The following is a 19,698-nucleotide window of genomic DNA, read 5'->3' on the forward strand; positions in this document are numbered from 1 at the left end:
GGCGCGGGACCGGACCGGGCGCCGGTCAGCCGAGTCCCGCGCCCAGCAGGACGCCGCCGTCCACCACGAGCGTCTGGCCGGTGATCCACGCCGCCTGGTCGGAGGTGAGGAACGCGGCCGCGCCCGCGATGTCGTCCGGTACGCCGAGCCGCTTCAGCGGATAGGCCGCGGCGGCCTCCTCCTCCCGCCCCTCGTACAGGGCGGTGGCGAACTTGGTCTTCACCACCGCCGGGGAGATGGCGTTGACCCGCACCCGCGGGGCGAACTCATGGGCGAGCTGCACCGTGAGGTTGACCAGGGCGGCCTTGCTGACGCCGTACGCCGCTATGAACGGCGAGGGGGACATTCCGGCGATCGACGCCATGTTGACGATGGTGCCGCCGTTCTCCTTCTGCCATGCCTTCCAGGTCAGCTGGGCGAAGGCCAGGGCCGAGACGACATTGGTCTCGAAGACCTTACGGATCACATCCAGGTCGAGATCGGCGATGGGCGAGTAGACCGGGTTGGTGCCGGCGTTGTTGACCAGGTGGTCGATCCGTCCGAACGCCTCCATCGTCCGCTCGACGGCGGCCGCCTGATGTGCCTGGTCATGGGCCTTGCCGACGGCGTAGACGGCGCGGTCGGCGCCGAGCCGCCGCACGGCCTCCTTGAGCGCGTCCTCGTTGCGCCCGGTGATGCACACCCGGTCGCCGCGGGCCACCATGGCCTCGGCGATGGCGTAGCCGATCCCCCGGCTGGCCCCGGTGATGAGCGCGGTCTTCCCGCTGTCCGGTATCTGAGCGGTCATGTGGTGTGTGGCTCCTGATCAGTTGAGCGGGCCGCCGGCCACGTACATGACCTGGCCGGAGACGAAACCGGCCGCCTCGCCGGTGAAGAAGGCGATCGCGTGGGCGACGTCGGCGGGCACCCCGACCCGCTGCACCGGGATCTGGCTCGCGGCCGCCTTCTGGAAGTCCTCGAAGCCCATGCCGACGCGCTCGGCGGTCGCGGCGGTCATGTCGGTGGCGATGAAGCCGGGTGCCACGGCGTTGGCGGTGATGCCGAACTTGCCGAGCTCGATGGCGAGGGTCTTGGTGAAGCCCTGCATCCCGGCCTTGGCCGCGGAGTAGTTGACCTGGCCGCGGTTGCCCAGCGCCGAGCTGCTGGAGAGGTTGACGATCCGGCCGAACCCGGCGTCCACCATGTGCTTCTGACAGGCGCGCGACATCAGGAACGCGCCCCGCAGATGCACGTTCAGCACCGTGTCCCAGTCGGAGTCGCTCATCTTGAAGAGCAGGTTGTCGCGGAGCACACCCGCGTTGTTGACCAGGATCGTCGGCGCGCCGAGCTCCTCGACGACCCGCGCGACGGCGGCGTCGACCTGCTCGGCGTCCGATACGTCGCAGCCCACGGCGATGGCCTTGCCGCCCGCCTCGGTGATCTTCTCCACGGTGCCCGCGCAGGACCCCTCGTCGAGGTCGAGCACGGCCACGACGCGGCCCTCCTCGGCCAGGCGCACGGCGGTCGCCGCGCCGATGCCGCGGGCCGCGCCCGTCACGATGGCAACACGCTGCTCGGTGGTGGACATGCGGGTTCTCCCTCGCCTCGATGCCCACCGCCCCGCTCCGGGAGTGAGCAACCGCTTAGTCTCTTCTGCGCACGAGACGCTATGAGGCCCGCCACCGCCTGTCAACGACCCGCCGTGATGCCCTTCCTCACCTTGACCCTTCAGCGCACCGGACCCCGGCCGTTCAGCGCACCAGGAGGTCGAGCAACCGCTCGACCTCCGCCGCCGGGTCCGCCGTCAGACCCGTGTGCACCGGGCCCGGCTGGACGACCGTGGAGCGCGGTGCGACGAGCCAGCGGAAGCGCCGCCCCGCGTCCTCCCCCGCCGCCTGACCGGCCTGCTCCCCCCCGCCGCAGACGCACTCCACGGCGCGCAGCGCGGCCCGTACGGCCGGCACGTCCGCCGAGGGGTCGAGGGCGCGCAGCCGGTCCTCGTCCAGATGGACCCGGGCCGCCACGAAGGACGTGGCGCGGCAGTAGACGACGACGCCCGCGTTGATCTGCTCGCCGCGCTCGACCCGGGGAACGACCCGCAGCACGGCGTATTCGAAGACGTCCCGGCCGCCCTGGAACCCACTCACTTCGACGCCTTTCCCTCGACCCACACCCGCAGCCACTCCGGCGCCTGCGACGGCGCCTCACCGGTGCGCTCCCCGAGCGTGATCCTCGTCCCGACCGTGGCCGCCCGCTCCAGCAGCACCTCGACATAGGCGCGGCGCACCGCGTCCGGGCCGTCGAAGCCCGGCTCGTCGGTCAGCCATTCGTCGGGGACGTCCGCCACCACCTCGGTGAGCAGCTCCTCGGTGATCAGCGGTGCCAGGGCCTCGGTGGCCGCGGCGATGTCCGGCGCGAACGGCGCGAGGACGTGGTCGGAGGCGTCGTACGGCTTGCCGGCCGCCTTGTCCAGCCCGCGCCAGCCGTGGTGCCAGATCAGCGTGGCGCCGTGGTCGATGAGCCACAGCTGTCCGTGCCACACCAGCATGTTGGGGTTGCGCCAGGAGCGGTCCACATTGCCGATGAGCGCGTCGAACCACACCACCCGGCCGGCCTCCTCGGCGCCCACCTCGAAGGCGAGCGGGTCGAAGCCGAGCGAGCCGGGGAGGTAGTCCATGCCCAGGTTGAGCCCGCCACTGGCCTTGAGCAGCTCCTGCACCTCCTGGTCCGGTTCGCCCAGGCCGATCACCGGATCCAGCTGGATCCGCACCAGATCCGGGACCCGCAGCCCCAGCCGCCGGCCCAGCTGACCGCATACCACCTCGGCGACGAGGGTCTTGCGGCCCTGTCCGGCGCCGGTGAACTTCATGACGTAGGTGCCCAGATCGTCGGCCTCGACGATGCCCGGCAGCGATCCGCCCTCCCGCAAGGGAGTCACATAGCGAGTCGCGATGACTTCGTTCAGCATTTCCCCAGGCTATCCACGCGCCCCCGCCTCCACCTGCGCCTTCCTCCGACCGATGCGGGCAGATGGGCAGCGCTCACCTCCCTCCTGGCGGACGGATAGCCTGGGCACGCCAGCGAAGATCACAGAAGGGTGGAGCACATGGCGGACATCGTGGAGACCGCGGCGCGGAAGGTCTTCGAGCGCTACGACCTCGACGGGGACGGCCTGGTCACGGCGGACGAATACCAGAAGGTCGTGGCCGAGTTGGAGGGTTCGCAGATCACCGAGTCGGAGGCCCAGGCGCTGATCGACTCGCTCGACACCAACGGCGACCGCCAGATGTCCTTCGAGGAGTTCTGGGCGGCCATGAATGGCTGACACCGTCGGGTCCGGCACGTGAGCGTGCCGGACCCGACTCGTCCTGCGGCCCTCCGTCGTGCGCTTCCCCGACGCGCGACTCCGCCCGCCCCGGGAAGGTGCCGCTCGACGCATATCGCCGGACGTTCTTCGACGGTCGCCGTCCGCCCGGCGCCGGCTCCCCCGCGGGCGGGCCCCGCCGTGACCGGCGGCGGCCCGGACCCGGGCGCCCAGACCTCCCCGCTCAGCGCCTCTCCGCTCCGACGGGCCGCCGAGGCCGCCCCGCGCAGGACGGCGCTACGCCTCGTACACCCGGGTCAGCAGGTCCATCAACTGCCGGGCCTCGGCCGCGCTGAGCGGTGCCAGCAGCTCGGCGTTGGCCCGCTCGGCCAGTGCCGCGCACCGCTCCAGCGTGCGCACGCCCGCCGGTGTCACCCGCACCGCGTTCTTGCGGCGGTCCTTCGGATCGGGTTCCCGCACCGCCAGCCCGGCGTCCTGAAGGTGGTTGAGCAACAGGACCACGTCCTTGGCGTCGAAGCCCAGCCGGCGCACCAGATCCGCCTGGGCCACCGGGCCGTACTCGGACACGGCCGCGAGCACGGCGTGATGCTGCACCTTCAGCCCCTCCTGGGCGATCGCCTCGGCGACCAGGCTCCGGCCACGGGCCGCCACCCGGCCGGCCAGCCAGCTCGGCAGGGACTGGATGTGCGCCAGGGCGCGCGGGTGTTCGGTGTGCGTCATGGGAGGAGGCTACCGTCAAACCATTGGACTTCCCAACGACTTCCTCCTACGCTGACACCCGTTGGTAAGCCCAACGATCGATGGGCGCCGATTCCGCTCCCGTGTCCACACCCGGAGGTGTCCATGCGCCGTGTCCGCTATGAGGTCAACGGAGGCCCCGAAGTCCTCTTCACCGAGGAGGTCCCCGCTCCGGAGCCCGGTCCGGGCGAGTTGCTCGTCCGGACCGAGGCGGTCGGGGTCACGCTGCCGGTCGTACGGAAGGTGCGCGAGGGCACCGAGCCCCTCCCGCTCGGCGGCGAGGTGGCGGGCACCGTCGCCGCCGTCGGTGCGGACGTCACCGGTTTCGCCGTGGGCGACCGCGTCACCGGCCTCTGCTTCGCCCACGCCTACGCCGAACTCGCCCTGCTCCACCACACGATGGCCTCCCTCGTTCCCGACCGGGCCACCGCCGTCGACGCCGTGGCCCTGGTCCGCAGCGGCCTGGTGGCCCGCGGCGCCTACGAGGCCGGCCGCCCCCACCCCGGCGACGCCGTCCTGGTGACCGCGGCGGCCAGTGCGGTCGGCACCCTCGCCCTCCAGTACGCGAAGGCAGGCGGGGCCTCCCGCGTGGTCGCGGCCGTCAGCGGCGCGGACAAGGCGGAGTTCGTACGCGCCCTCGGCGCCGACGAGGTGGTGCTCTACGGGGACGAGTCCTGGGGCGACCCGGTCGACGTCGTCGTGGACGGGGTCGGTGGCGCACTCCTCGGCCCCGCGGTGCGCGCCCTGGCCCGCGGCGGCCGCCTGGTGGCCTTCAGCTCGGGCGGCGGCACGATCGACGCCTACGAGCTGCTGGTGCGGGGGGCCTCGGCCATCGGTTTCCAGACGGCGGCCGTCGCCCGGGACAAGCCCGAGGTGTACGCGCGCTGGCTGGACGAGGTGTGGGAACTCCACCGCGACGGCACGCTGCGCCCCCGCGTAGACGCCGAGATCCCGCTCGCCGAGGCCGCGCGCGCCCACGAGATCATCGAGTCCCGCCGCAACCTCGGCAAGGTCGTCCTGACCCCATGACGCCACGGCCCCGCACGACGATTTTCCGGCCCTCTCGCCGGGCATGGCCCGGGTGGGGTTGAACGCGGGGGCCCCGCCGTCCGTACGGAACCGTGAAACGTCCCCTGACAGGAGGCACCACCATGACGCAGCCGGCAACCACCGGGCGGGGCAGCACCCGCCGTGCCGTCGTCACCGCGGCCGGAGCGGCCGGACTGGCCGCCACGCTCGCCGCATGCGGCGAGGACGACGACGGCGGCGGTTCGGGCGGCGGCGACGCGGGCGGCACCCAGGACACCGGCTCCGCGCAGCCGTCCCAGAGCGCCGGGGACGGCCAGTCGAGTGGCGGGGACGGCATGGAACTGGCCAAGACCTCCCAGATCCCGGAGGGCGGCGGCATGGTCTTCAAGGACCACAAGGTGGTGGTGACCCAGCCCAGCGCGGGTGAGTTCAAGGCGTTCTCGTCGATCTGTACGCACGCGGGCTGCTCGGTCGGCGATGTGAGCGGCGGCACCATCAACTGCCCGTGCCATCGGAGCAAGTTCGACATCACCGACGGCAGCGTGAAGGGCGGCCTGGCGCGAAAACCGCTGCCCGGCGCGCAGATCACGGTGCGGGGAGACTCGATCCGGATGGCGTGACGGCCGCCTCGCGCCAGCAGGCCACCACCTCATCGGCCGTGGTGACGGTGGCCACGAGGGCGAGCGTGTGACGGACCATCGCCGGGGTGTACGAGGCGGGCACCCCGGCGATGGCGTCCTCGGGCACCACCGCCGCATAGCCGAGGTTGACGGCGTCGAAGACGGCGCCCGGGATCGCCACATTGGCCGACACGCCGGTGATGACCAGCGTGCGGCAGCCCAGATTGCGCAGCAGCGCGTCCACCTCGGTCCCGGCGATCGGCGACAGGCCGTGCAGCCGCCGTACCACCAGGTCCTCGGCCGCCACCGGGACCGGTGCGGCGATCTCGACCGCCGCGCTTCCGGTGAGCTGCCGGACCGGCAGCCGCTCGACGGCCCGGAACAGCGGTGCGTTGCGGTTCGCGCCGCGTCCGTCGGCGCGCCGCTCGGCCACCGCGTGCAGCACCTGGACGCCCGTGTCGTGGGCGGCCGCCACCAGGTGGGCGACACGCCCGAGGGCACCGGACTCATGGGCCACGGCGGCCAGTTCGGGCAGCGCGCTCCTGGGCCCCACCACACCGCGTTGGCATTCGACGGTGAGCAGCGCACAGCCGTCCGGCCGGAGCAGCTCCACAAGATCTTCGCGGGGATGCCTGGTCACGGCGCGGGAGAGTAGCGTCCCTTGCCTCATGGAGGAAGAGCCATCATCCTGTGCCGCACCCCCAGTCACCGGAGGTGCGGGTCGGATGACCGTCACCCAGCGGCGGGGACGCCGCATCATGATGAGCCAGGACGAGCTGGACGCCTTCCTCGCCGAACAGCGCACCTGCCGCGTGGCGACCGTGGCCGCGGACGGGCGGCCGCACATCAGCCCGCTGTGGTTCTGCTGGGACGGCGCGGCCCTGTGGCTGTACTCCCTGACCCGCAGCCGCCGCTGGGCCGAACTGCGCCGCGACCCCAGGCTCGCGGTGGTGGTCGACGACGGGCACGAGTACGGCGAACTGCGCGGGGTGGAGCTCTCCGGCGAGGCGGTCTTCGTCGGCGAGGAGCCCCGCTCCGGCGTGTCGTGCCCGGAACTCGACGCGCCGGAGCGGATGTTCGCGGCGAAGTACTTCGGCCTGGACACCATGCCGTACGACGGGCGCCACGCTTGGCTGTGCCTGGTCCCCGAGGCGATCCGCTCCTGGGACTTCCGCAAGATCCCACAGGGCTGAGCGCTCCCCGGGGGCCGGGTCCGACCCGGCTCCCGGCCGGCGGTCAGTCGACGACCTTCTCCCCGACCGAGCGCAGCACCTCGACCGCCGCGCGGATCGAGGGCCTGCGGTCGGCGTCCGCGCGCCAGATCGCGTAGATGTGCCGCCGCATCGTGGGCTGGCTGACGGGCACCATCCGCACCCCCTCGGGCACCGGGCCGCGGCCCAGCCGGGGCACCACGGCGATGCCCAGCCCGGCGGCGATCAGCGAGAGCTGGGTGTGGTGCTCATGCGCGGTGTGCCGGATGCGCGGCTCGATGCCCTTGCCGCGCAGGGTCACCATCAGCCAGTCGTAGCAGAACCCGCCCTTGGGCCAGGAGATCCACTCGTCGTGCACGAAGTCCTCCGGCTCGACCGCGTGCCGGTCGGCGAGGGGGTGGTCGGCGGGCATCGCCACATCCACCGGATCGTCCAGCAGGGCGGCCTTGACCAGCCCGTCGGGCATCGGCAGCGGTTTGTTGTACCAGTCCAGGACCACCGCCAGGTCGATGTCGCCGCGCACCACCGAGGGCACCGACTCGTCCGGCTCCATCTCCTGGAGCCGCACGTTCAGCTGCGGATGCTCGGTGCGCAGCCGGCTCAGCGCCGCCGGGAAGAGACCGCGGACGGCGGTCGGGAACGCGCCCAGCCGCAACTCGCCGACGGCGTGGCCGCGCTGCGCCTCCAGATCCGCCTGGGCCAGCTCCACCTGGGACAGGATGCGCGCCGCGTGGTCGGAGAGCAGCCGCCCGGCGTCGGTGAGGCGGATTCCGCGCCCGTGCTTGGCGAGCAGCTGCTGCCCGGTCTCCCGCTCCAGCTTGGCGAGTTGCTGGGAGACGGCGGAGGTGGTGACGTGCAGACCCTCCGCGGCCCCGCTCACGGAGCCGTGGCGGGCCACGGCGTGCAGGGTCCGGAGGCGATCCAGGTTCAACATGTAAGGAATGCTACGCGATCCCGCCCAGGAAGATCCTCTTGCCCTAAGAGGTTGTAGAACACATCGTAACGGACATGATCACACCGACCGCCCCGGCCCCCGCCAGGCCCGGCCGGCGATCAGTCACCGCCCAGGGCGCTGCCGAGGTCTTCCACCGTCCACCGCTGCACCTCGTCGACATGGAGCGCGGCGGCCGTCATGGCGGCCTCCGCGTCCCGGTCGAGCATGGCGTCGACGATCTCCAGATGGCGGCGGGTGGACCCGGCGATACGGTGCGGACCGGTGGCGCCCAGGACACGCAGCCACTGGACGAACGGCTCGACCGAACTGCGCGCCCGCACCAGGCGGGTGTTGTCCGCGTGGGTCACGATCAGGTTGTGCAGCCGGTAGTCGCTTTCGAAGAAGGGCTCGTAGTCCCCCTTGTCCGCGTGGCGCTTGGCCGTCACGATCTCCTCGCGCAGCTCACGCAGCAGCGCCTCGGGCATCGTGCGGGCCGACAGGCCGGTCGCCACCCACTCGATGCCCTTGCGCAGCTGGCACACCTCGACCACGTCGTCGGCGGTCGGCTGGACCACGAAGGTGCCCGACCGGGGGCGGGTGACGATCAACTGGTCGTACTCCAGCCGGTTGAGCGCCTCGCGCACCGGTGTCTTGGACGTGCCGAACTCCTCGGTGAGGTCGTTGATGGCGATCCGCGAGCCCGCCTTCATCAAGCCGTGCACGATCCGGTGCCGCAGCACGCGGTAGATCTGGTCGGGCAGCTTCTCCACCACCACCCGCTGCTCGGGCGCGCCGAGCGGGGAGGCGGTCGGAAGGGGCGGGTTGGGGGGGTTCATCGAGCTCACCTTCTACGGTCGCGGTCCGGTCAAGGAGCCGTCAGGAGACCGGCCTTCCCCAGGGCGTCGGCGATGACGGCGCGCTCCTCGTCTGTCGCGGGAGTGAACGGGTGGCGCGGCAGGCCGCCGTCACGCCCCTGAAGCGACAGGGCCGCCTTGATCCTGGCCGGCAGGTTGGGGCCGTCGATCGCGCGCCAGACCCCCAGTATGACGTTGTGGAGGCGCAGCGCCTCGCGGTGGTCCCCGCGCTGGACGGCCTCCCACAGCTCCACACTGAGCCGGGGGGTGACGGTGGGGATGGCGGCGAGCGCGCCGTGGGCGCCCATCGCGAACGCCGGGTAGTGCAGGTCGTCCAGGGCGGCGAGGACGGCGAAGCGGTCGCCGACCCGGTGCAGCAGATCGGCCAGCAGATGCATGTCGCCGCCGCTCTGCTTGACCGCGATCACCTCCGGGACGTCGCCGAGCCGCTCGATGACGTCCACCGGGACCAGCGCCCAGGGCACCACGTTGTAGACGACGATCGGCAGGCCCACCGCGGAGCCGATGCGGCGGAAGTAGTCGACGGTCTGGTCCGCGTCGGGGGCGAAGACATAGTGGACCGGGGTGACCTGGAGGGCGTCCACCCCGGCCGCCTTGAGCGCCCGGCCGTAACGGATGGCCTCCGCCGTGGAGTTCTGGATCACACCGCCGATCACCGGGACCCGGCCGTCCACCTCCTTGACGACCCGGGCGCAGATCGCGGCGCTCTCCTCGGCCGACAGGGCGTGGCCCTCGCCGGTGCTGCCGCATGCGCAGATGGCGGTGACGCCGGAGTCCAGCAGGTACTGGATCTCCGGGCCCAGGAGGTCCAGATCCACTTGATCGTCGGCGTCGAACGGTGTCACCACGGTCGAGATGATCCCGTGCAGATCGAGTGTCACATTGTCTCCCTCGTGCGTCGACGGCCGTCCACGGCCCCCACGAGCGCCGCCTGCCGTGATTCCGGAGTGCCGATCCCTGGACGGGACCTGCGATGCAAGCCTAGCATCTGACATCTGGAATATCAGAGGAGATCAAGGATGCCCACCCCTGCCTCAGCGTTGAGTCAGCAGGCGCCTCACGACGCCGACCACACCGCCGCCCGCCGCGTCGCGATCGCCAGTGCCATCGGCACGACCGTCGAGTACTACGACTTCACGCTCTACGCCACCACCGCGGCCCTCGTCTTCGACCACGTCTTCTTCCCCTCGGTGAACGACGCGGTCGGGACCCTCGCGGCGTTCTCCACCTTCTTCGTCGGCTATCTCGCACGCCCACTCGGCGGCGTGATCTTCGGTCACTTCGGCGACCGGCTCGGCCGCAAGACCGTCCTGGTGACCACCTTGCTGCTGATGGGCCTGGGCACCTTCTGCATCGGCCTGCTGCCCTCGTACGGCACCATCGGCATCGCCGCCCCGGTCCTGCTGGTCCTCATCCGGCTGATCCAGGGCCTGGGGATGGGCGGTGAGTACGGCGGCGGGGTGCTGATGGCGCTGGAGTACGCACCGCGTGAGCGGCAGGGCCTCTACACCAGCCTGGTGCACATCGGCACCCCGGCCGGGGTGCTGCTGCCGGTCGGCCTGGTGAGCGTGCTCAGCGCCACCATGTCCGACAGCGCCTTCGACGCCTGGGGCTGGCGGGTGCCGTTCCTCGCCAGCATCGTGCTGGTCGGCCTCGGGATGTATCTGCGCGTCACCGTGAGCGAGAGCCCGGAGTTCCGGCGGCTGCGCGCCGAGCGCGAGGTCAAGAAGATCCCGCTGCGCGGGCTGGCCGACGGCCATCTGGCCTCGGTCGGCTGCTCGATCATCGCCAAGATCGCGGAGAGCGGGCTGTTCAACGTCTACTACGTCGTGGCGCTCGCCTACGCCACGGATGAACTCGGCGTGGACAAGCAGCCGGTGCTGATCGCAATTCTCATCGCCTGTGCGCTGGAGTGTCTGACCCTGCCCCTGTTCGGCACGCTCTCCGACCGTGTCGGACGGCGGCTGGTCTACGCGGGCGGCGCCGTCTTCCAGGCACTGCTGATCGTGCCGTTCTTCCTGCTCGTCCAGACCCGCGAGCCGGTGCTGATCACCCTCGCGATGACGCTGGGCCTGGCGGTCGGACACGGCGCGATGTACGGCGCCCAGGGCGCGCTGTTCGCCAACCTCTACCCGGTCGCCCTGCGGTACACCGGCCTGTCCGTCAGCCAGCAGGTCGGCGCCACGCTGGGCGGGGGCCTGTCACCGCTGCTGGGCACCGCGCTGATCACCGCCTTCGACGGGCGCCCGACCGGCGTGTGCCTCTACGCCGTCGGCGTCGTCCTGCTGTCGGGAGTGTGTACCCTCGCCCTGCGCCGCGGTGACCACAGGCCGCTGCGGTGGCGCCCCGCCGGTGCGGCCGCCGCCGATGTGCACGGCGCCGCGGAATGACCCCGTCCGGAGCCCTCCGCACCTTCTCCCCCACAATGGGCGCGTCCGTAACCGTCCGACTGCTTTCTCCTCATCAAGGAATATCATCACAATGCCGCTCTATTTCGCCGACTCGGCAGAGTCGATCGTCCCCGACGCCCTCGCCGGATTCGCCTCCGCACACGCCGACCTCGTCAGCCACCATCCCGACCACGGCTATCTCCGCGCCCGCGGCGGCTCCGCACAGCGCCGGGTCGGACTGGTCTCGGGAGGCGGCTCCGGCCATGAACCCCTGCACGCGGGGTTCGTCGGCGCCGGGATGCTGGACGCCGCCTGCCCCGGCCGGATCTTCGCCTCGCCGCACAACCGGCAGATCTTCGAGGCCAGCCGCGCCGTCGCCGGGCCCGAGGGGGTGCTGCACATCGTCAAGAACTACACCGGGGACCGCATCAACTTCGGCATCGCCGCCGAACGCCTCGCCCATGAGGGCATACCCTGCGCCCGCGTCCTGGTCGACGACGACCTCGCCACCGACTCCGACGACATCGCGGTCGGCCGGCGCGGCACCGGCGCCACCCTGATCGTGGAGAAGATCCTCGGCGCCGCCGCCGACGAGGGACGCGGCCTGGAGGACCTGGCCGCCCTCGGCGCCGAGGTGACCCGGCGCTCCCGCAGCCTGGCCGTCGCCTCGGCCGCCCACACCGCGCCCGGCTCCGGCACCCCGGCGTTCGAGCTTCCCGACGGGGTCTGGGAGTACGGCGTCGGCATCCACGGTGAACGGGCCGGCAGCACCACCCCCGCGGTACCGCTCACCCAGTTCGTCAGGACGATGACCGACCGGCTGCTGGCCGCGCTGCCCGACGGCCCCCGGCCGCGGGTGCTCGCCCTGGTCAACGGGCTCGGCGCGACGACCTCGCTGGAGCTGTACGGCATACTCCACGCCCTCACCAAGGCTCTGGACGACAACGGCGTCGCGCTCGACCGGTCCCTGACCGGAACCCTGGTCAGCGCCCTCGACATGCGCGGGTTCTCGCTGTCCCTGCTCGCCGCCGACGACGAGCTGCTGCGGCTGTGGGACGCGCCCGCCCGCACCCCCGCCTGGCCGCTGTGACCCACCCGAGGCCCGTCACCGCCGCCGCGCAGGCCGACCGCAGACCACAGATCACCGAGGAGTTCCCCGCCATGTCAGCGATACCCGCACCACACCACCTCACCTACGACACCACCGCGGCCTGGCTCATCCGCTTCGCCACCACGGCCGATTCCGTCGAACCCGAACTGACCGCCCTCGACCAGCGGGTGGGCGACGGCGACTTCGGCACCAACCTGACCGGCGGGATGGCCGGGGTGCGCCGCGCGCTGCAAGCCCTCTCCGACGGCCCCGCCGCCGACCGGGAGTCCCCCGCCGCGCCGCTCGCCACGGCGGCACGGGTCTTCCTCGACGACGTGGGCGGCACCAGCGGCCCGCTGTTCGGCCTGCTGCTCCAGGAACTGGCCGCCGCGGTCGCCGCCAACCCCGCCACCGCGGGCACCCGCGAACTGGCCGCGGGCACCACCGCCGGCGCGGCCGCGATCCAGCGGGTCGGCGAGGCCGAGGTCGGCGACAAGACGCTGATCGACGCCCTCGTCCCGGCCGCCCAGGCGCTCACCGCATGCGCCCCGGACACCGAGCCGGGGCAGGCGCTCCACCAGGCGGCGGTCGCCGCCCACCAGGGAGCCGGCTCCACCACCGATCTGCGCGCACGGCGCGGCCGCGCCAGCTACACGGGCGATCACGCCCGCGGCGTGCCCGACCCCGGCGCCATGGCCATCGCCCTGCTGTTCGCCTCCTACGACGACGCGCTCAGCTCGCTGGACCAGCTGCCGTAGCAGGCCGCGTCCCGGGCCCGGTCCGATGGCTCGTCGCGGCCCCGCGACGCCTGGGCACGGCGCCCCCGGCCACCGCCGGGAGGTGCGCCCCCTGCCCGGACGCCGCGGGGCCGCCCTTCGGGCGACGACGCGCTCAGCTCGCTGGACCAGCTGCCGTAACAGGCCGCGTCCCGGGCCCGGTCCGATGGCTCGTCGCGGCCCCGCGACGCCTGAGCACGGCGCCCCCGGCCACCGCCGGGAGGTGCGCCCCCTGCCCGGACGCCGCGGGGCCGCCCTTCGGGCGACGACGGGAAGGTGACGACAGGCCCTGGTCGAGCCGTGACGACAGGCCCTAGTCGAGCCGCCCGGCCACCGTCGCGCCCGTCGCCGCGGCCACCGCGTCGGCGACCGCCTCGATCTCGTCGGCGGCCAGCGGTGAGACCGTCAGCCGTACCCCGGGCGGCGAGGCCACCCGGAAGCGCGCCCCGGGGGCGGTCGCCCAGCCCGCCGCCAGCAGCCGGGCGACCGCGCCGGTCTCGTCCGGGACCGGCACCCACACGTTCATCCCGCTGTGCCCGTGCGCGGCGATCCCCCGCTCGCGCAGCGCCCGCACCAGCGCCGCGCGCCGCGCGCCGTACGACGCCGCCACCGCCGCCGCGTCCACCGCGCCCGTCCGCCACATCCAGGCCACCGCGTGTTGCAGCAGATGGCTCACCCAGCCCGGCCCCAGCCGCTGGCGGCCGCGCACCCGGTCCAGGGTGACGGGGTCGCCGGTGAGCACCGCGAGCCGCAGATCGGGGCCGTACGCCTTGGCGGTGGAGCGGACCAGCGCCCAGTGGTCGGTGGCACCGGCCAGGGGGCGCAGGGGCACGTCCACGATGCCGTGCCCGTGGTCGTCCTCGATCAGCAGCACGGCCGGATGGCCGGCCAGCACGGCCCGCAGCTCCCGGGCGCGGGTCTCGCCGACCGCCGCGCCCGTCGGGTTCTGCGCCCGGTCGGTGACCACCAGCGCCCGCGCCCCCCGGACCAGCGCCTGCTCCACCCGCTCGGGCAGCGGCCCGTCGTCGTCGACCCCGACCGGGACGGCGCGCAGGCCGAGCGCCGGGATCAGGTCGAGCAGACTGCCCCAGCCGGGGTCCTCCACCGCGACCGCGTCACCGGGCCGCAGATGCGCGGCCAGCACCCGCTCGATCGCGTCGAGCGAGCCGGAGGTGACGGCGACGGGCCCGGCCGGCACCCCGTCCGCGTCGAGCGCGGCGCGGGCGAGTTCGGCCAGCTCGGGGACGAGGTCCGGCGCGCCGTACAGCGTCGGGCGCTCCGCCGCGCGGGCCGCGGCCGCCGCCAGCGGCGCGCCGAGCGGGGGCAGCAGCGCGGGGTCGGGGTTGCCGCTCGACAGGTCGCGCGCGCCGGTGGCGTCGACGCCGATCCACTCGCGGGGCGTGCTGGCGGGGCGGGCGCGCACCCGGCTGCCCCGGCGCCCCGCCGTCTCGATCACGCCCCGTTCGCGCAGCACGCGGTAGGCGGCCGCGACCGTATTGGGATTCACGCCCAGCCGTTCGGCCACCTCCCGCAGGGGCGGCAGCGGTTGGCCCGGCGACAGCTCACCGGCGCCGACCGCGCGCTCCACACTGGCCGCGATATCGGCTGCGCGACGACCTGCGATCGGATAATCTCCTAGCACAAACGCTATTTTGCACTAGTGCAATGGAGGACGCAAATGCCCGCCCCGGACGCCACCGCCGCGACCACCGCGCCCGACAACGCCTACACCCCGACCGACCGGACCGTGCCGACCCGCGCCCGCGAACGCGCCTCGTACGACCGGGAGCTGGTGCACGCGATCCTCGACGAGGGCTACGTCTGCCACCTGGGCTTCCTACGTGATGGCGCCCCCGTCGTCCTGCCGACCCTCTACGGCCGGGTCGGGGAGCGGCTGTACGTCCACGGCTCGACGGGGGCGCGTCCGCTGCGCATGGCGAACGGGGCGGGCGCCGAGGAGCCGGGGCTGCAGGTGTGCCTGACCGTCACCCATGTCGACGGGCTGGTCCTGGCCCGCTCGGCGTTCCACCACTCCCTCAACTACCGCTCGGTGGTGGTGCACGGCACCGCCCGCCCGGTGACCGACCCGGCCGAGCGCGGCACCGCGCTGGACGCCCTGGTGGACCAGGTGGTGCCAGGCCGGGCCGCCGACTCCCGCCCCGCCAACGCCAAGGAGCTGGCCGCCACCGCCGTGCTGCGCCTGGACCTCGAGGAGGTCTCCGCGAAGATCCGCACCGGCGGGCCCAACGACGACGCCGAGGATCTGGGGCTCCCCCACTGGAGCGGCGTGGTGCCCGTCGCCCGCGGCTACGGCGCGCCGGTCCCCGCCGACGACCTGGCGCCCGACACGCCGGTGCCCGCCTACCTCACCCGGCTCTGACCGGCGCCCCGCCGCCCTCCGTACATGATCCGGAGGGCGGCGGGGCAGCGCGGGACGGCGGGGCGGCGCGAGGCCCGTAGGGCGGCGGGGCGGCGCGAGGCCCGTAGGGCGGTCATCCTCCCGCCGAGACCTCCCGTTCCGCCGGAACCGAGCCCGCCACCGGCTCGGCCGCGGCGGCCTTCGGGGTGGAGGTCTGGGCGATCAGGGCGCCGGCCAGCACCACCACACCGCCGACGACCTGCGCCACGCCCAGGTGTTCAGCCAGCAGGACCCACGCCAGAACGGTCGCGACGACCGCCTCCAGACAGGCGACCACCCCGGCCACCTGCGGGGAGAGTCGGCGCACCGACAGCACCCCGGTGAGATACGCGACCACCGTCGCCGCCAGCACGATCCAGCCGAGCAGCAGCACGGCGGGAACGCGGGCGTCCGCCAGGTCGGCACGGCCGGTGAGAACCGACCAGTCCATGCGCCAGGGGCGGCCGACCACGGTCAGCGCCACGGCTCCGATCAGCAGCCCGTACGCGATGACGCCGAGCGGGTCCGCCGCGTCCTGGCCGTCGCTGCCGTGGTCGGAGAGGACGAAGTAGCCGGTCTGGCAGAAGGCCGCGCCGAAGGCCAGCAGCAGTCCGAGGGGGTCGAAGCCCAGTCCGGACCACACCTCCACCACACAGGCGAGCCCGCCGACGGCCAGCACGACACCGGCCGCCGCGGCCCGGCTCACCGGCCGGCGCTGGACGAACCGCACCCACCCCAGCACCAGCGCGGGCGCGAGGTATTCGACGAGCAGGGCGACGCCGACAGGAATCCGGGAGAGCGCCGCGAAGTAGCACGCCTGCACCCCCGCGACGGCCAGCAGCCCGAACCCCACCAGCAGTCCGGGGCGGCGGGTGAGCAGCCGGCGGTGGCGCCAGGCCAGGGGCAGCAGGACCAGGGCCGCTCCCGTCACCCGCAGCCAGGTGACCTCGAGCGGCGCCAGCCCCGCCTCGATCAGTGGTTTGGCGGCGACACCCGATCCGCCGAACGCGAGCGCCGACAGCAGGGCGAGTCCCAGGCCGGCGTTCCTTTGCTGTGAGTGGGCTCCGGATACGTGCACCGGGCCATCATGTCAGCTCACGTCACGGACGGGCACGGCAGAGCTGACGGGCCGTCAGCATTGCATGTTCGAGTCCCCGGGGCTACGGTGCCCGGCACCGTCGCACCACACACCGCCCAGGACGCGCGGAAGGGACTCCCCCATGGCCGAGGTCAGCGCGCAGACACACATCGAGGCACCAGCCGAGAAGGTCTGGGCCCGGCTGACGGACTTCACCACGTACGGCGAGTGGAACGCCACCCACACCAGCTTTCCGCAGGGCGGCCCGGCCACCTTGGACGTGGCGGCGACCTATCAGGAGAACATGAAACTGATGGGCTTTCCGGCCGAGGTGACCTGGACCGTCGAGGAGTGCGAACCCGCCCGGCTGCTGGTCACCCGGGGCAAGGGCCCGATGGGCGTGAACCTCGCCATGCGCTACTCGCTCACACCGGACGACGGCGGCACGACGGTGCGCGTCGACGGGGAGTTCACGGGGGCGGCGATCTCGCTGATGGCCGGGAAGCTGAAGGACTCGGCGACCAGCGCGCTGGGCGAGTCGCTGCGCAAGCTCGGCGCCCTGGTCGGCTAGGACCCGCTCGCCACCCTGGTCGTTTAGGACCCGCTCGGCGCCCCGGTCGGTCAGGACCCGCTCACCGCCGAGATCCGCCAGAAGCGCGCCGCGCACCGCTCCGCCGCCCCCGCGCGGCCGTACCCCCGTCCGCTCGGGCTCAGCTCTCGCCGCCCCGCTCGGTGCCGCCCTTCTCCTCGTCCTGCTCGGCGAGGATGAGATACAGCCGCTTGCGCGACTCATTGATGACGGAGACGGCCTTCCGCCGCTGCTCCGCGCTGCCGGTGCGCCAGACCTGGGAGAACGCCTCCATCAGCCCGAAGCCCGCCTGGCGGACCTCCTGCATGGCCTCCCAGTCGACACCGCGCCCGGCCTCCTCCCACGGGGCCGCGGGTCCCGCCTCGGCCTCGGCGCGGCCGGGGTCGGTGAGCGCGAACAGCTTCTTGCCGCCCTCGCTCTCGCTGCGGATCAGCCCCTCGTCCTCGAGCAGCTGAAGCGTGGGATACACCGAGCCGGGGCTGGGCCGCCAGGCCCCTCCACTGCGCTCGGCGATCTCCTGGATCATCTCGTAGCCGTGCATCGGGCGGTCCTTCAGCAGGGCCAGGATCGACGCGCGCACATCGCCGCGCCGCGCCCGCCCGCGCACCCCCCGGCCGCCGGGCCCGCCGGGGCCACGCCCACCGGGACCCCGGCCGCCGAACGGGGGCCCACCGAAGGGCGGCCCGCCGAAACCGGGGCCGAACGGGCCGAAGGCCGCTCGCCGCCGCTCACCGTCACCACCCCGGCCATGGTGACCGGGTCCGACATGCTCATGTCCGTGTCCATGGGAACGCATCGTGACGCTCCTTTCTTCTTCGATCCATCACGACAACTCAACGATATATCGGAACCGATCGAAGAACAACCCCAACGACAACCTCCAACGACCACCACGCTGAGAACCACGCTGACGACCCCGGTGAGAGCCACGTGCGGACGATTGGCCATGGCTCCCCCGCCACCCGCCGCCTACGGTCGCGCTATGCGGATACGAATCGTCGACGCCTTCACCGAGCGCCCCTTCGCCGGCAACCCGGCCGGGGTCGTCCTCCTCGACACCGACGCCTTCCCGGACGACGACTGGCTCCAGCGGGTCGCCGCCGAGGTCAATCTCGCCGAAACGGCTTTCGCCCACCCGCTCCCCCAGGCCGCGGAGGCCGACTGGGCACTGCGCTGGTTCACCCCGGCCACCGAGGTGGCCCTGTGCGGCCACGCCACGCTGGCCACCGCCCATGTTCTGCGGACCACCGGAGCCGCGACCGGCACGGTCCGCTTCGCCACCCTCAGCGGGGTGCTGTCGGCGACGATCGGCGACGACGGCGCGATCACTCTGGACTTCCCCACGGCCGCACTGACCGAGTCGGCCGTGCCCCGGAAAACGGCCGAGGTCGCCACGGCACTCGGCGCCGAGATCGTCTCCGCGTACGAGGCCGGTCCGTACGTCGACGACCTGTTGCTCGAGCTGGCCGACGAGAAGACCGTGCGCGCCCTGACCCCGGACCTCGCCGCACTGAAGCGGCTCGGCCACCGAGGTGTCATCGTGACTGCCGCCGCCGAGGACCCGGCGGGTGGCTACGACTTCGTCTCGCGGATGTTCGCCCCGGCCGTCGGCATCGACGAGGACCCGGTCACCGGCAGCGCGCACACCGTGCTCGCGCCCTACTGGTCGGCCCGGTTCGGCCGCGACGAGCTGACCGGACTACAGGTGTCCGCGCGCACCGGCCTGGTCCGCACCGCGCTGCGCGGCGACCGTACGCTGCTGACGGGGAGCGCCGTCACCGTGATCGACGGCGAACTGCTGGCCTGAGTCCCGCGGGCCGGGCGGACGGCCGGTCAGGCCGTGGGCAGCCAGTCCACCCGGCCCGCCAGCAGGGCGTAGCCGACGAAGGCCACGATGTCGATCAGCGAGTGGGCGGCGACCAGCGGCCCGACCCGCCCCCAGCGGCGGTAGAGCAGCACGAAGATCACGCCCATCGCCAGATTGCCGAAGAAGCCGCCGATCCCCTGGTAGAGGTGGTACGAGCCGCGCAGCACCGAGCTGGCCAGCAGCGCGGCCATCGGGGTCCAGCCCAACTGCCCGAGCCTGCGCAGCAGATAGCCGACCACGATCACCTCCTCCAGCACCGCGTTCTGTACGGCGGAGGCGATCAGCACGGGGATCTTCCACCACACGTCGGGCAGCGACTCGGGCACCACCGTGAGGTTGCCCCCGGCCGCCCGCGCCCCCAGGTACAGCAGCAGCCCGGTGCCGCCTATCCCGGCCGCGATCGCGGCGCCCCACACCAGGTCGAAGCGCGGCCGGGCGCGGTCGAAGCCGATCACCCGCAGCCCGGCGCCCTCGCGCAGCAGCAGATGGGCGACGAGCGCGACCGGCACCAGCGCGGTCGCGATCCCGAACAGCTGCCAGGCCAGGTCCAGCCAGGGCCGTCCCGGCGCCGCCGAGGAGTTGAGCGTGGCCGCCTGGTCCTTCAGCCCGCCCGGTCTGGTCACCGAGCCGATGAAGCTGATCAGCGCGGAGAGCGCGTTCGCGCCCAGGGACAGCGCCAGCACGAGCAGCGTCTCATTGCGCAGCGTCCGCCGCGAGAGCCCGTCCTCGACCAGGGCGTCCGCGCCCCGCGCCTGTGACCGCACTCCTGTCCCCACTTCCGTTTGTCCGCCTCATCGGT

The 19,698-nt window shown here is 73.0% G+C and carries 23 protein-coding genes; 10 read left to right on the forward strand and 13 right to left on the reverse strand.

The features are described from left to right. Positions 1-25: 25 nt before the first annotated feature. From PS467_RS06340 to PS467_RS06355, 4 genes are all read right to left on the reverse strand, one after another. Positions 26-787, reverse strand: coding sequence for an SDR family oxidoreductase (locus PS467_RS06340; protein ID WP_268970488.1), 762 nt, complete (start codon positions 785-787; stop codon positions 26-28). Positions 788-805: 18 nt separating this feature from the next. Beyond that, on the reverse strand, positions 806-1,567 hold the full coding sequence (gene fabG / locus PS467_RS06345; RefSeq protein WP_268970489.1) for a 3-oxoacyl-ACP reductase FabG: 762 nt from the start codon (positions 1,565-1,567) through the stop codon (positions 806-808). Between the two features lie 163 nt (positions 1,568-1,730). Beyond that, positions 1,731-2,126: a DUF3037 domain-containing protein gene (locus PS467_RS06350; protein ID WP_311034384.1), complete on the reverse strand. Its 396-nt coding sequence runs from the start codon at positions 2,124-2,126 to the stop codon at positions 1,731-1,733. Continuing rightward, on the reverse strand, positions 2,123-2,947 hold the full coding sequence (locus tag PS467_RS06355) for a HipA family kinase (protein WP_311034385.1): 825 nt from the start codon (positions 2,945-2,947) through the stop codon (positions 2,123-2,125). Before PS467_RS06355 ends, PS467_RS06350 begins: the two co-directional genes overlap by 4 nt. A 138-nt stretch (positions 2,948-3,085) precedes the next feature. Between PS467_RS06355 and PS467_RS06360 the strand changes: the two genes are divergently transcribed. Next, positions 3,086-3,304, forward strand: coding sequence for an EF-hand domain-containing protein (locus PS467_RS06360; protein WP_311034386.1), 219 nt, complete (start codon positions 3,086-3,088; stop codon positions 3,302-3,304). 276 nt (positions 3,305-3,580) lie between these two features. Here PS467_RS06360 and PS467_RS06365 read toward each other — a convergent pair whose 3' ends face one another. Continuing rightward, positions 3,581-4,024, reverse strand: a complete 444-nt coding sequence (locus PS467_RS06365) for a MarR family winged helix-turn-helix transcriptional regulator (RefSeq protein ID WP_311034387.1) — start codon at positions 4,022-4,024, stop codon at positions 3,581-3,583. 123 nt (positions 4,025-4,147) lie between these two features. On the opposite strand from PS467_RS06365, the gene PS467_RS06370 reads away from it, so the two are divergent. Together PS467_RS06370 and PS467_RS06375 are read left to right on the forward strand one after the other, a co-directional pair. Then, positions 4,148-5,071 (forward strand): quinone oxidoreductase family protein, encoded by a 924-nt coding sequence (locus PS467_RS06370; RefSeq protein ID WP_311034388.1) that lies wholly within the window; start codon positions 4,148-4,150, stop codon positions 5,069-5,071. A 122-nt stretch (positions 5,072-5,193) separates the two neighbouring features. Then, positions 5,194-5,691 (forward strand): Rieske (2Fe-2S) protein, encoded by a 498-nt coding sequence (locus PS467_RS06375; RefSeq protein WP_311034389.1) that lies wholly within the window; start codon positions 5,194-5,196, stop codon positions 5,689-5,691. Here the strand turns inward: PS467_RS06375 and PS467_RS06380 are convergent. Next, positions 5,657-6,361: a cysteine hydrolase family protein gene (locus tag PS467_RS06380; protein ID WP_432280547.1), complete on the reverse strand. Its 705-nt coding sequence runs from the start codon at positions 6,359-6,361 to the stop codon at positions 5,657-5,659. The genes PS467_RS06375 and PS467_RS06380 overlap by 35 nt on opposite strands. Before the next feature lie 55 nt (positions 6,362-6,416). Here PS467_RS06380 and PS467_RS06385 point away from each other — a divergent pair, with 55 nt between their 5' ends. After that, on the forward strand, positions 6,417-6,884 hold the full coding sequence (locus tag PS467_RS06385; RefSeq protein ID WP_311034391.1) for a pyridoxamine 5'-phosphate oxidase family protein: 468 nt from the start codon (positions 6,417-6,419) through the stop codon (positions 6,882-6,884). Between the two features lie 43 nt (positions 6,885-6,927). On the opposite strand, the gene PS467_RS06390 is transcribed toward PS467_RS06385, so the two are convergent. The 3 genes from PS467_RS06390 to PS467_RS06400 form a co-directional block, all read right to left on the reverse strand. Beyond that, the gene (locus PS467_RS06390; RefSeq protein WP_268970522.1) at positions 6,928-7,836 is read right to left on the reverse strand and encodes a LysR family transcriptional regulator; all 909 of its coding nucleotides are present in this window, start codon (positions 7,834-7,836) and stop codon (positions 6,928-6,930) included. A gap of 119 nt (positions 7,837-7,955) precedes the next feature. Further along, entirely contained in the window at positions 7,956-8,672 is a 717-nt protein-coding gene (locus PS467_RS06395; protein ID WP_311034392.1) for a GntR family transcriptional regulator, read from the reverse strand. A 29-nt stretch (positions 8,673-8,701) separates the two neighbouring features. Next, the gene (locus PS467_RS06400) at positions 8,702-9,592 is read right to left on the reverse strand and encodes a dihydrodipicolinate synthase family protein (protein ID WP_311034393.1); all 891 of its coding nucleotides are present in this window, start codon (positions 9,590-9,592) and stop codon (positions 8,702-8,704) included. Between the two features lie 138 nt (positions 9,593-9,730). Between PS467_RS06400 and PS467_RS06405 the strand changes: the two genes are divergently transcribed. The 3 genes from PS467_RS06405 to dhaL all read left to right on the forward strand — a co-directional run bounded on the left by PS467_RS06405 (position 9,731) and on the right by dhaL (position 12,949). Beyond that, entirely contained in the window at positions 9,731-11,101 is a 1,371-nt protein-coding gene (locus tag PS467_RS06405; RefSeq protein ID WP_311034394.1) for an MFS transporter, read from the forward strand. Between the two features lie 91 nt (positions 11,102-11,192). After that, positions 11,193-12,191: a dihydroxyacetone kinase subunit DhaK gene (locus PS467_RS06410; RefSeq protein ID WP_311034395.1), complete on the forward strand. Its 999-nt coding sequence runs from the start codon at positions 11,193-11,195 to the stop codon at positions 12,189-12,191. A 71-nt stretch (positions 12,192-12,262) separates the two neighbouring features. After that, positions 12,263-12,949 (forward strand): dihydroxyacetone kinase subunit DhaL, encoded by a 687-nt coding sequence (dhaL, locus tag PS467_RS06415; protein ID WP_311034396.1) that lies wholly within the window; start codon positions 12,263-12,265, stop codon positions 12,947-12,949. Positions 12,950-13,280: 331 nt separating this feature from the next. Here the strand turns inward: dhaL and PS467_RS06420 are convergent, their stop codons facing one another. Next, positions 13,281-14,609 carry an aminotransferase class I/II-fold pyridoxal phosphate-dependent enzyme gene (locus PS467_RS06420; RefSeq protein ID WP_311034397.1) on the reverse strand — a complete coding sequence of 443 codons (1,329 nt, stop codon included), beginning with the start codon at positions 14,607-14,609 and terminating at the stop codon, positions 13,281-13,283. Between the two features lie 36 nt (positions 14,610-14,645). On the opposite strand from PS467_RS06420, the gene PS467_RS06425 reads away from it, so the two are divergent. Further along, positions 14,646-15,347, forward strand: coding sequence for a pyridoxamine 5'-phosphate oxidase family protein (locus PS467_RS06425; protein WP_311034398.1), 702 nt, complete (start codon positions 14,646-14,648; stop codon positions 15,345-15,347). A gap of 112 nt (positions 15,348-15,459) precedes the next feature. Here PS467_RS06425 and PS467_RS06430 read toward each other — a convergent pair whose 3' ends face one another. Next, the gene (locus PS467_RS06430; protein ID WP_311034399.1) at positions 15,460-16,443 is read right to left on the reverse strand and encodes an EamA family transporter; all 984 of its coding nucleotides are present in this window, start codon (positions 16,441-16,443) and stop codon (positions 15,460-15,462) included. Positions 16,444-16,585: 142 nt separating this feature from the next. Here PS467_RS06430 and PS467_RS06435 point away from each other — a divergent pair, with 142 nt between their 5' ends. After that, complete coding sequence (locus tag PS467_RS06435) at positions 16,586-17,014, forward strand: type II toxin-antitoxin system Rv0910 family toxin (RefSeq protein ID WP_311034400.1); 429 nt, start codon at positions 16,586-16,588, stop codon at positions 17,012-17,014. A 139-nt stretch (positions 17,015-17,153) separates the two neighbouring features. Here PS467_RS06435 and PS467_RS06440 read toward each other — a convergent pair whose 3' ends face one another. After that, positions 17,154-17,828: a PadR family transcriptional regulator gene (locus tag PS467_RS06440; protein WP_311034401.1), complete on the reverse strand. Its 675-nt coding sequence runs from the start codon at positions 17,826-17,828 to the stop codon at positions 17,154-17,156. 186 nt (positions 17,829-18,014) lie between these two features. Between PS467_RS06440 and PS467_RS06445 the strand changes: the two genes are divergently transcribed. Next, entirely contained in the window at positions 18,015-18,839 is an 825-nt protein-coding gene (locus PS467_RS06445) for a PhzF family phenazine biosynthesis protein (protein ID WP_311034402.1), read from the forward strand. 26 nt (positions 18,840-18,865) lie between these two features. On the opposite strand, the gene PS467_RS06450 is transcribed toward PS467_RS06445, so the two are convergent. After that, complete coding sequence (locus PS467_RS06450; RefSeq protein WP_311034403.1) at positions 18,866-19,675, reverse strand: CPBP family intramembrane glutamic endopeptidase; 810 nt, start codon at positions 19,673-19,675, stop codon at positions 18,866-18,868. Positions 19,676-19,698: the final 23 nt, after the last annotated feature.

Source organism: Streptomyces luomodiensis (genome assembly GCF_031679605.1).
GTDB lineage: Bacteria > Actinomycetota > Actinomycetes > Streptomycetales > Streptomycetaceae > Streptomyces > Streptomyces luomodiensis.